The sequence below is a fragment of the Streptomyces sp. NPDC054840 genome (genome assembly GCF_053611065.1).
In genome coordinates this window covers 1-8,843 of record NZ_JBSGZP010000280.1, presented here as the reverse complement: position 1 = coordinate 8,843, position 8,843 = coordinate 1, and the positions used below count along the sequence as shown (strand labels likewise).

General features: G+C 71.1%; 9 protein-coding genes. 4 read left to right on the top strand and 5 right to left on the bottom strand.

From position 1 onward, the window contains the following. Positions 1–207: 207 nt before the first annotated feature. Positions 208–1,437, top strand: coding sequence for a cytochrome P450 (locus tag ACWGIU_RS20460; RefSeq protein ID WP_453707755.1), 1,230 nt, complete (start codon positions 208–210; stop codon positions 1,435–1,437). Positions 1,438–1,540: 103 nt separating this feature from the next. On the opposite strand, the gene ACWGIU_RS20455 is transcribed toward ACWGIU_RS20460, so the two are convergent. After that, entirely contained in the window at positions 1,541–2,563 is a 1,023-nt protein-coding gene (locus ACWGIU_RS20455) for a DNA topoisomerase IB (protein ID WP_453707753.1), read from the bottom strand. Positions 2,564–2,571: 8 nt separating this feature from the next. Further along, the gene (locus ACWGIU_RS20450; RefSeq protein ID WP_453707751.1) at positions 2,572–2,763 is read right to left on the bottom strand and encodes a hypothetical protein; all 192 of its coding nucleotides are present in this window, start codon (positions 2,761–2,763) and stop codon (positions 2,572–2,574) included. A gap of 320 nt (positions 2,764–3,083) precedes the next feature. Here ACWGIU_RS20450 and ACWGIU_RS20445 point away from each other — a divergent pair, with 320 nt between their 5' ends. Continuing rightward, entirely contained in the window at positions 3,084–3,365 is a 282-nt protein-coding gene (locus tag ACWGIU_RS20445; protein ID WP_453707749.1) for a hypothetical protein, read from the top strand. A gap of 163 nt (positions 3,366–3,528) precedes the next feature. Here ACWGIU_RS20445 and ACWGIU_RS20440 read toward each other — a convergent pair whose 3' ends face one another. The 3 genes from ACWGIU_RS20440 to ACWGIU_RS20430 all read right to left on the bottom strand — a co-directional run bounded on the left by ACWGIU_RS20440 (position 3,529) and on the right by ACWGIU_RS20430 (position 6,373). After that, a complete protein-coding gene (locus tag ACWGIU_RS20440) occupies positions 3,529–3,924 on the bottom strand; it encodes a DUF5133 domain-containing protein (protein ID WP_453707747.1) in 396 nt (131 codons plus the stop codon). 381 nt (positions 3,925–4,305) lie between these two features. Continuing rightward, on the bottom strand, positions 4,306–4,905 hold the full coding sequence (locus ACWGIU_RS20435; protein WP_453707745.1) for a DUF5133 domain-containing protein: 600 nt from the start codon (positions 4,903–4,905) through the stop codon (positions 4,306–4,308). 442 nt (positions 4,906–5,347) lie between these two features. Beyond that, entirely contained in the window at positions 5,348–6,373 is a 1,026-nt protein-coding gene (locus ACWGIU_RS20430) for an ATP-dependent DNA ligase (protein WP_453707743.1), read from the bottom strand. A 5-nt stretch (positions 6,374–6,378) separates the two neighbouring features. Between ACWGIU_RS20430 and ACWGIU_RS20425 the strand changes: the two genes are divergently transcribed. After that, a complete protein-coding gene (locus tag ACWGIU_RS20425; protein ID WP_453707741.1) occupies positions 6,379–7,809 on the top strand; it encodes a GAF and ANTAR domain-containing protein in 1,431 nt (476 codons plus the stop codon). A gap of 43 nt (positions 7,810–7,852) precedes the next feature. Next, positions 7,853–8,590, top strand: coding sequence for a GAF and ANTAR domain-containing protein (locus ACWGIU_RS20420; RefSeq protein WP_453707739.1), 738 nt, complete (start codon positions 7,853–7,855; stop codon positions 8,588–8,590). Positions 8,591–8,843 lie beyond the last annotated feature (253 nt).

Below are 8,843 nucleotides of genomic sequence, written 5' to 3'. Positions count from 1 at the left end.
CGGACAGGGCCGCCGTTCGTCCGCACCGGTGCGGCCTCCTGGCCGCGCCGCCGTGCCCTTACGTCCCCTACGCGGCATCGGCGGCACCCAGTTGGGTCAGTGGGTGCCGCGCGTCTTCCCCGGGCATGAGGGTGAAGGGCCGGGGCGAGCCGGGTGGCGCCAGGCCGAGGGGCGTGTGCGCAACGATGAGCCGGGTACGCGAGTGCCATGTTTCCCTTCAGTGACAGCACTCTCAGCCTTCTGATGCGCGGCTACGCCTGGCTGCCCGACCGGATGCGCACCGCTTCGAACGGCACGTTCAGGACTCGGCTGCTGGGCAAGCCGACGATCGCCGCGCGGGGCCCGGAAGCCGTGTCCTTCTTCTACGACGAACGCCACGTCCTGCGGGCCGCAGCCCTCCCCGATCCGGTCCTCGACACCCTGTTCGGGCAGGGAGCCGTCCATACCCTGGACGGGGAGGCCCACCGGGTCCGCAAAGCGATGTTCATCGCCCTCCTCAAGGACGAGAAGGGGGTCGCCGCGCTCGCCGGTCACGTCGCCCGGCGGTGGCGCGAAGCGGTGGCCGGGTGGGGACGGGACCGTGTGGTGCTCTTCGACGAAACCGCCAGGGTCCTCTCCTTGGCCGTGTGCGACTGGGCGAAGATCCCGATGTCCGACGCGCAGGCCTCCGAGATGGCACGCGACTGCACGGCCATGGTGGACGGATTCGCCACTTGCGGACCCCGGCATCTACGGGCGCGCCGGGCCCGGGCCCGGCAGGAGAAGGCACTCGCCGCTCTGGTCACCCGAATCCGCAGCTCCCAGGAGGCCGGCGTCACGGCTTCCGCCCTGGAGGCGGTGGCCTGGCACCGCGGCCCGGAGGGCGAACTCCTGGACCCCCACACCGCAGCCGTGGAAATTCTGAACATCGTCCGGCCCACGATCGCCATCGCCTGGTTCGCCGCGTTCGCCGCCCACGCGCTCCACCGCTGGCCCCGTCACCGCGAGCTGCTGCGCTCGGATCACGAGGGGACCTACGCGGAAGCATTCGCCCACGAGGTACGGCGCTTCTACCCCTTCGCCCCCTTCGTGGGCGGCCTCGCCGCCCGTGACCTGACCTGGCGGGGCGGCCACATCCGCCAGGGCAGCATGGTTCTGCTTGACCTCTACGGACAGAACCACGACCCCGCCCTGTGGGAGCACCCCTACCGGTTCGATCCGCGTCGATTCACCAGCCCGGACGGCGCGGACCCGCTCGCCGACCTGATCCCCCAGGGCGGCGGCGACGCCACTTGCGGTCACCGCTGCCCCGGAGAGGACATCACCGTAACGGTGCTTTCGACGCTCGCGACCGAACTCGCCCAGCTCGACTACGAGGTCCCCGACCAGGACCTCACCATCCCCCTGAGCCGCGTGCCCACCGCTCCCCGCAGCGGTTTCGTACTGAGCCTGCCGTGAAAGGCCGTCGGCGACGTACGGATGCGCCCCAGCCACCCTGCCCCTGCGCCTGATCCCGTGGCGGTCGCCTACCGCCGGCTCACATCACCGCCCGACCGGCCTCTCACGCGTGGCCCGCGCGCAAGAGGTCCAGGACCGCCCGCTCAACGACACCGTGGGTGGCCGGCCGGCCGAAGAGGCCGCCCTCGCCCAGCCCGCCGAGGGAGGCGGCGATGGTCTCCCCCTCCTCATAGAGCTCGATGACACGAGGATCGATGTAGGACGCCCGGCACACGGCGGGCGTGTTGCCCAGGTAGTCGCTGACCTCGCGCACCGCGCGCGCCACGACCCGGCCGCGCCGGGCGCGCGAGGCGTCGGACGTGGTCTCGGAGACCGCCAGGGCGACAGCGGCCAGCACGGTGGCGTACCAGGTCCTGAAGTCCTTCGCCGTCACGTTCTGCCGCGACCGTTCCCGCAGGTAGGCATTCAGGTCCTCGGCACGGGCCTCGTGCCACGCGCCGTGCTCCCAGTACGCGAACAGCCGAGGGCCGGGCTCCTTACGCCGCAGGAGCGCCCGGACCACCGCGTGGGCCTCCTCGTCCACCAGCACGCGGGTGACCGTCCGGCCCGACTTGGCGGGAAAGCGCAGACGGATCTCGCCGCCACGGCACACGGCGTGCTCCCGCAGGAGCGTGGTGAGGCCATAGCTCCCGTTGTCCCGGGCGTAGCGTTCGCCGCCGATCCGAAGGAAGCCCAGGTCGAGCAGCCGCGTGACGCAGGCCAGGACCCGCGGTCGCGACAGACCGCGCCCGGCGAGGTCACGCGCCACCTGTTTGCGCAGCCGCGGCAGGGCGCGCGCCACGCTCTGGACGTGTTCGTGTTTGGCGGCGTCCCGCTGCTCGCGGAAGCGCGGGTGGTAAAGGTACTGGCGCCGGCCTGCCGCATCCGCTCCCACGGCTTGGATGTGCCCGTTCGGCCACGGGCAGATCCAGACGTCTCGCCAGGCCGGGGGGATCACGAGGGCACGGACCCGTTCCCGGTCCGCCTCCGGCAAGCGCCGGCCGTCGGTGTCCAGGTACCGGAAGCCGCGGCCGTGCCGTACCCGGCGCCATCCGGCAGTGTGGGGGTCGCTGGTCCGCAGCCGCACGGCAGCCGTCAGCCCGCCTCGGGGTGGGCCTGGGTGCGCAGGGTCCACGCCTGTCCCGAGCAGTCGTAGGGAAGAGGCGGGAACCGGTGCCCGCGGACATCGGTGCTCTTGCTCCACAGATGTTCCTGGCCGCAGTCGCAGGCGTAGATACCACTCTGCGGCACGATCTCTCCGGGTCTCCACTGATCTGTGTCGTTCATACCTTTCGCCTACCCGTGCAGGTGCGGCGACACGCGGGCCACGGGGGGCAACTCACTGCCAAGTCACTGACGCAACTGAACGTCAGGGCCTGCCGGCTGCCCCCAGGACGAGGCGAACCGCGTGCCCGTCCAAGGGTGTGCCGGCGGCCACCCCGGTGCCCGGTCGTGATCCACCCTCCGGCGTGAACGCCGAATACCGGGCGAACCGGCCGTAGGCGGGCGAAGGCCGGTCACACCTGTTCGCTGCGGAACGATTGAAAGGGCGGGAAAGGGACAGGTGCAGTGTCCCGGTACGCGAAACAGGCGAACGGAGCGTCACCATGCACCACCAGGAATCGAAGGACGGCCGGTCACCGCTGGAGCGCGTGACCGGCGAGAACGATGTGTCCCCGGAGGAGGAGCGGCAGCGTGGCGCGGCTCCGTCCGAAGACAAAGGACAGCTCCAGGACATCACGCGGAAGGTCAAGGAAGCGGCGCGGGAAGTCATGGGCACGGGGAAGCGCGAACCGACGGAGGGCACCCAGGAAGCCCTGGACATGTTGCGTGAGCGCCGTGAGGGGTCCGGTGGCCGACAGTCCTCCGGCGAAGCCGGCAGCCACTGAGCGGAGCCGCCGAGCCCATCGCGGCCGCCAGTTGTCGGTCCTACCGCTCCGACAGCGGCAGGACCGACCGGCCGGCCGCTCGGGGGGGGTTCACATGCGGCGCCGATGACGCCCATGGGGAGCAGACCGACGGTTCCCCTCCGGTCAGCCCGCCATGCCGAAATCAGCCGTCCGTGTACTGGAGCGCGTCGTTGACGGCCGCATACGGGGAGGGCTGCGCCATGAGGACACACAAGGTGTAGACGGCGTCGTCCACGGCGCGGCGCGCCTCGGGATCGGAGGGGGCCGCGCGCAGCCGCAGGCGGGCGTCGAAGAACCGGCCCAGAGCCCGCTCGGCGTCCGCGCGGTTCGGCATCAGATACGACCCGGAGACTCGGGGCGCGCTGCCACTGCGGGCGGCTTGCACGGCATGGTGCAAGGCCTGCTCCACATCGATCGGCAGAGGTGCGCCACGGGAGTCGGCGACCATGGCCCGCGCCACTTCGCTCACCGGCAGACCGGTTTCCGTGGCCGCGGCGGACAGGACCTGCTCAGCCAGGTGCACAGGGCCGGGAAGCATCGCCATCAAGATGCCGACCGCCCACGACCGCGCCGGTTCGGGCAAGCGCTCCTGGACCCGGGAAGAGAGATGAAGGTCGTGGGTCATGAGGATCAGATCCCTTCTGAGGACGCCGCGCTGGGCACGTCCCACGAACCGTCTGCCCCGACAGGGGCGGTACACGCCTCCTCCCGCGCCGCAGCACTTGTCACTGTTTTCCCTACGGCAAAAAGCTCGACCGTGTCCGGCGGACGGCTGCCGTCGACACCGAGACCGTGCCTCGATGACGGAGCGAAGGCCTGCGTAGACCGTCCGGTCCGTGAGGTGTCCGGCCTCGAGCGGCCCTCAGGGGATCGAGGCCGGAGCGGGAGACGCTCGGAGGCGGCCGTAAGGCTTGCCCGGTCAGTGTTTCGGGTGACCGGGACCTTCGCTCGGCGAAGAGGCGGTGCGATGAGCGTGCTGATGGGTCCCCGCCGGGCCGCCTGTGGACACCGCGAGGTAGTTCAGTGCTACCAGTACCGCCTCCGGGACGGAGCGACGTCCCATCAGCACACACAGCGTGTATGCGGCGTCGTCCATCGCGCGCAGCGCGTCAGGATCTTCGGGAGCGGCGGAGAGCCGGGACTGGCATGCGCGCAGACGCGTCAGGACCTCTTCGGTGCGGACCCGGGACGGGACGAGGGCTGTGGGGAGCTTCGCCGCCGGGACGGGGGCGCGGGCCGCCTCCACGGCTCGGCGTACGGCACGCTCGAAGTGGACCGGGACCGGTGTGCCGCGGGTGCCCGCGACCATGGCGGCCGCCAGCTCGTACGGACTGGTGCGGGCCAGGCCGGCCGCCGCCGACAGGATCCGGTGTGCGTCACGTGCCGTGCATGGCGTCATCGCCATCAGCATCCCGGCGGCCCGGGTGACAGTCGGCTCTCCGAGCCGGAATCCGCCCGGCTCGCCGAGCCGGGTTGCCGGGGCGGGAGGGTCCGCAGGACCGGAAGTGGCTGCAGGCATGCAAGGTTCCCTTCATTTCACAGGGCTACCACTTGGGTACGTAGGGTATTCCCGCATGGCAGCCGCTCGTACCCATGGCACACATGCGGACGCCCACCCCCCGCTCCGACCGCCCGAGTGGGCGGGGTCTCGGCAGCCGGAACGAAGGCGACCTGGGGCTCCGTCCGAGAGCCGGCTGCGTTCGAGCACGACGGAGCGGGCTCCTGGAAGGTCAGGGCGCATGCTGCGCATTGCACCGATGCCCTCCGTCACGCGGGGCAGGCGGCAGTGGCTCGGCGGGGGTATCGCCACCGACCGGCATGTCCGCCACGCATCGGATATGACGTCGCACGCCGGATGAATCTACGCTGGAGACGGCGGTCGGCGCGCTGAGCGGCCCCCCGGCCGTCACCCGTGAGCACCTGCCCCACCTCCCCTCCGTGCAGGTGCTCACCCAGACCCTTCAGCCGGTGGCCGCGGCCGGCCCGGGACTGAACAGCGGTACCTCCTCCGCGGTCACGTCCAGGCGCAGCCGTTTGAAGCGGACCGGGTGCCGGAAGACGCCGCCTCGGTCGATGGCCGTGTCGGCGCTGATCTCCGCGACCAGCTCGGGACGTACGAGCGTCACGTCCAGGAGGTCCCGACTGCCCCACGCCGATGCGAAACGCCGGCCCTCCCAGGGGTGTCCGGCCTCGGCGGCTATCACGTTGCCGCCGACCAGGCGCGCCAGCTCGGTACGGAGCGGGGCCGTGCGGCCGATCGTGCGGAGGTCGCCGTAGGCGTCGCGGCGGCCCAGGAAGAGGAGCTGAGGCCGGGTGAGGGTGCCGGTGATCGCACCGATGATCGCCTCGATGGTGTTCCGGCGACGGAGTTTGTACCAGTCTCGCCGGCCGGGCCGGTACGGCTGGCTCATGGCCTTGACCACGACGCCTTCGACGCCGGAGATCTCGGTCCAGGACTCCAGCCACTGCTGGGCCTTGAGCAGGTCGGTCGTCATCGGGCACAGCGTCCAGGGGGGCGCGAGCCGGTGGAGGGCGAAGAGGGCTTCGAGCCGGAGGCGGCGTTGGCGGTAGGGGTAGCCGATCACCTCACTGCCGTCCTGTTGCAGGACGTCGAAGGCGATGAAGAACGCGGGCAGCGACGTGGCGAGAGCCCGCGTGCTGCGGCGGCCGCGGGCAGCGGTGCGCCGCTGCAATCCCTCGAAGGACAGCCGGCCCGCCTTCGCGTCCCAGACGACGAGCTCCCCGTCCAGGACCAGACCGTCGGGCAGCTTGTCCGACGCGGCGAGGAGGTCGGGGAACCGGTCCTGGATCAGCGACCCGCGCCGGGTCTGCAGCAGGAAGCCGCCGTTGGGGCCCGTGGGGGTGAACAGCAGAGCCCGATAGCCGTCGAACTTCTGCTCGAACGCCAGCTCGCCGAGCACACCTGGCCCCGGCACCGACTCCACGGCCTGCGCCAGCATCGGCTCCACCGGCGGTCGCAACGTCACCCCGAATGCCTGCCCTTCACGCCAACGTCCTGGAGGAGGGCAGCGCTTTCACCAGGCTCCCGTGGATCTTGTGCGAGCGGCCGGGAACGGCCTTCTCGTACCGCGGGCCCCGGAGCGGCGAGCGCGGCAAGATCTGGAGCCTGCCGGCGCGGGCCCTCGCGAAGACCGGCAAAGCGGGTACCGCGACGTCCGTCATGAACCAGCCGGCGTACCCGGTCGCCTTCAGGGCCTGGAGCGGCCCGCTCTCCCTCCGCGGCCGACAAGCAAGGGAAAAAGAGGGGCGAGCGACTCGTCGAGGCCGTGTGCACGGGGTGGGGCCCCGGGCAGTTCCAGGACACCTTCCCGGAACAGGCCTCAGCCTGATCGAGGCCGCACACGATGCCGTACCTCATCAGCCGCACTCCCTCCACGAGCACCGACCGGCCCCCGGGCGCTGTGCCGGGCCCGCCAGTGGGAAGGCCCAAGGGCCGGATGCGCCCGGACCGGGCCCTGCTTGCCCCCAAAAGGCGCCTGCCCGGAGCAGCCGACGCTACTCCTACGGGACCGTGGGCGGGCTCATTGCATTGGCCGGTTCCGCCTTCCCGGGCGACGCAGCCCGGAGTGCGTGTACGCGGCCACCGCTTTGGAGGAGGATGAAGGGAGCGGGCTGCGTCAGGAGGTGGAGCACCGTGGATCCCATCCCTCCGGACGACGAGCGACAGCCTCCCGCGGCAGAACCGTTGGCGGGAGACCCGGGATACGGGCGGCTGCACGAACTGTTCCAGGGCACCGCAGTTACGGGCCCAGGAGCGCCGGCCGCGTTCGCACGTGCCTGCGTCGACCTCATGGACGTGAGCGGCGCGTCCGTCTCTCTTCACGGGGACTCGGACGTGCGCACCCTTTGGTGGTCGAGCGACGACGTCGCCCGGCGGTTGGCGGAAGCCGAGTACACACTGGGCGACGGCCCCTGTCGCACCGTGATGGAACAGGCCGCACCCGTGTTCGCGGACGACCTCGCGCAACAGCCCGACGCCACCCGGTGGCCGCTCTTCGCGCAGCAGGCCGTCGACCTTGGCGTGCACGCCGTGTTCTGCCTCCCCCTGGGAGGCGAGGCCCTGCCCATCGGCACCCTGGATCTCTATCGCATCAGCGCCGGCCCGCTCTCCGACCGGGACCAGGCCTTCGCGGTTCCTGCCGCCGACGCCATCACCACCGCCCTCCTGGGCCTCCAGGCACAGGATCCCGGAAGCGGAACCGATGAGGAGGGGTCGTGGCTGGATGCGGCTGAGACCGATCACGAGGAGGTTCACCAGGCCACTGGAATGATCATGGTGCATCTCGGGGTCGATCCCCAGGATGCGCTGGCCCGCCTGAGGGCCCACGCCTTCTCCCACGGAAAAACCGTGACGGAGGCGGCTTTCGACGTGATCGCCGGGAGAATCAGGTTCCATGACTAGCCCGCCCCACCGGCGGGTCGGAGCAGGGAAACGGTGAACCGGCATGACCACCACCCGAGAGCAGCAGCTCACCGAGGCGTTCGTCGCGCTCAGCGACACCCTCGGCGACAACGTAGATCCGCTCGTCCTTCTTGGACGCCTCGTCCACCACTGCGTCTCCCTGAGCTCCATCGACGCGGCCGGCGTCATGCTCGCCAACAGCCGCGGCGGGCTGCGCTCCGCGATCACGACCGAGCACGCCGCGGAACTCACCGAGATCTGGCAGTCCGAGGTCGAACAGGGCCCCTGCATCGAGGCATTCACCACCGGTAGCGCGGTCCACGCGCCCGAGCTTGCGTCGCAGCGGGACCGCTGGCCCGACTTCGTTCCCCTGGCCCGGGCCGCCGGATACGAAAGCGCCCACGCCCTCCCCCTGCACCACAGCGGGCAGACCATCGGCGCGCTCAACCTCCTCGCCCGCCACCCCACCGCCCTGACCGACGCGGAGAGCACGCTCCTGCGTGCCCTCGCCGACGTCGCCACCACCGCCCTCCTGTCCTGGGACCGCCAACCGCTGCGACCCGAGGACGTCACCACGCGCACCCAGACAGCCCTGATCGGAAAAGCGATCTTCGACACCGCAAGCGGCATGCTCGCCGCCACCGCCGACGTCACACCCGCCGAAGGCGCCGCCCAACTCCACGCCTACGCCGACCGTCACCGCTTGCGCCCCACCGACATCGCCGACCAGCTCGTACGCCGCACCCTCGACCCCTACACCGTCCTGAGCGACAGCACCTGACGGCGCGGTCAGCGTGACCCGCACATCCGAACCGCTCATGATCGGCCCGCACCCACGTCGGCATCCGTGAACACGGCCGGGTTGGTCCCCCTAGGCCGTCTCTTTCGGATCTTGCCGGGCCCGCGACGCCCGGCACCGCACCCGGCCGCGTTGTCGGGGCGCCCGAGTACGTCCAGTACACGGGCGCCCCTCCGCCTTGCCGGGCACGGCACCGGACGCCGCGGGCTCGGCCGACAAGATCCGAAAGAGACGG

Coding starts and splice junctions, on each gene's coding strand:
- ACWGIU_RS20445 (WP_453707749.1), top strand. CDS start 3,084: ATGCACCACCAGGAATCGAAGGACGGCCGGTCACCGCTGGAGCGCGTG.
- ACWGIU_RS20425 (WP_453707741.1), top strand. CDS start 6,379: ATGCCTGCCCTTCACGCCAACGTCCTGGAGGAGGGCAGCGCTTTCACC.
- ACWGIU_RS20450 (WP_453707751.1), bottom strand. CDS start 2,763: ATGAACGACACAGATCAGTGGAGACCCGGAGAGATCGTGCCGCAGAGT.
- ACWGIU_RS20460 (WP_453707755.1), top strand. CDS start 208: ATGTTTCCCTTCAGTGACAGCACTCTCAGCCTTCTGATGCGCGGCTAC.
- ACWGIU_RS20420 (WP_453707739.1), top strand. CDS start 7,853: ATGACCACCACCCGAGAGCAGCAGCTCACCGAGGCGTTCGTCGCGCTC.
- ACWGIU_RS20435 (WP_453707745.1), bottom strand. CDS start 4,905: ATGCCTGCAGCCACTTCCGGTCCTGCGGACCCTCCCGCCCCGGCAACC.
- ACWGIU_RS20440 (WP_453707747.1), bottom strand. CDS start 3,924: ATGCTTCCCGGCCCTGTGCACCTGGCTGAGCAGGTCCTGTCCGCCGCG.